Genomic DNA, 1344 nt, shown 5'->3' on the forward strand with positions numbered 1-1344 from the left:
GGGAGCGATCCAGCGCGTAGCGCACCGGCACGATGGCGACGTTCGGTCCTCTGAACGGACAAAGGCTGGTGGCCGTCGCCGGAGTCTTGGGGAACAGTGCGGCACGTCGTTGCTGGTGTGTGCCGTGTTTATCGGTCATGCGGGGCATCCCTGTTGTTACGGACTTTTTGACGGTGTTCATCAAGCGCGGCTATGCGCAGTTCCGGGGCCAGGTGCTGATGCTCGGGGTATAAAGTCTGCCAGGAGGTGCAGTGACCTTGTGGCGAGTTGATGAAATCCAGACCCCAGTCGTGGCAGATGTCGGCCCATGTCGCTAATGCGTATTCACTGATAAGTCCCCACGCGAGCCCGCTGTCCAAAGCTCGATTCAGCCAGCTTTCGATCTGATCATCACTTTGCTTCACGAAGGCTTGCGGATCGTGAGCCTTGACCCAGTCATGAATACGTTCTTCGAACAGCCATCGATAACAGCTTTCAAAGGCTTTCAACTGCGGATCGCACAGCAGAGTGAAGCCCTGCTGAGAGGTTTGTTGCGGACGTTGATTAACAAATGTGGTGATGGTTGAGCCGAGACTACGCTGCCAACTGCGTAAAGGGGATTGGACCCACAGTTGATCTATAGGCCCGAGCGTCGGGCTCAACTGTTCAGCTCCGTAGCTGGATAGCCAGTAATGCATCACCAGCGGATCTGCAAAACGCAGCAGACTTGAGTTACCCAGGTAATCGACCGGGTTCAGAAAATGCTGCAAATGCGCCGAGACGATTTTCAAAGGCGCATCGCTGAAAAAAATGCAGCCGTCGGCCCGCTGTTCAGGATATTGGTGCCACTCTTCTATCAGTCTGGATGGATAAGGTGCGTGTACAAGTATCGGCCCTAGATCCATGACGCCAGCCCAACGTGTGCCCAGATACAGCGGAACGATCTCAAGATGCTCGTCACGCCGATAAAGTTGCTTTACGGCCCCAGACCGCAACATGCCATCAACCAACAGATAATTGGCCTGATTCATTTGTTTGCCTTCTCGGCTGCTTGTGCGCATTCCTCACAAAATGGCGTGCGTTTTATCGCCTGTGTCTGTGCGGGAACCAGCATTTCACCTGAATCGCCCCTATCTGGCTGTACTGCCAGATCTGGCAAGAGCGGGGCCGCCTCCGAGCCTTTCCCAGGACTGCCTCCTGAGTTGAGCTTCACCTGCGAGCCGTTGACCGTCACGCCGCCGGCGTCGATTTTGATAAAGGAGCCACCGGCTTTGAAGGTGATCTCCAGCCCTGCTTCGATGATCAGCTTGTTACCGGCCTTGAGATGAATTTCCTGCCCGGCGTGTGCCAGTAACCCATCAACTA

The 1344-nt window shown here is 55.2% G+C and carries 1 protein-coding gene and 1 pseudogene; both read right to left on the bottom strand.

Annotation, left to right across the window (positions count from 1 at the left end):
* Window positions 1–128 precede the first annotated feature (128 nt).
* Window positions 129–1010, bottom strand: coding sequence for a DUF4123 domain-containing protein (locus RYA97_RS07625; protein WP_005772052.1), 882 nt, complete (start codon window positions 1008–1010; stop codon window positions 129–131).
* Window positions 1007–1344 (bottom strand): annotated as a pseudogene (locus RYA97_RS07630) (type VI secretion system tip protein VgrG); the annotation flags it as partial. The gene RYA97_RS07625 and the pseudogene RYA97_RS07630, both read right to left, overlap by 4 nt.

The sequence above is a fragment of the Pseudomonas syringae group sp. 26L6 genome, assembly GCF_032587815.1.
GTDB lineage: Bacteria > Pseudomonadota > Gammaproteobacteria > Pseudomonadales > Pseudomonadaceae > Aquipseudomonas > Aquipseudomonas amygdali.

Coding starts and splice junctions, on each gene's coding strand:
- RYA97_RS07625 (WP_005772052.1), bottom strand. CDS start 1,010: ATGAATCAGGCCAATTATCTGTTGGTTGATGGCATGTTGCGGTCTGGG.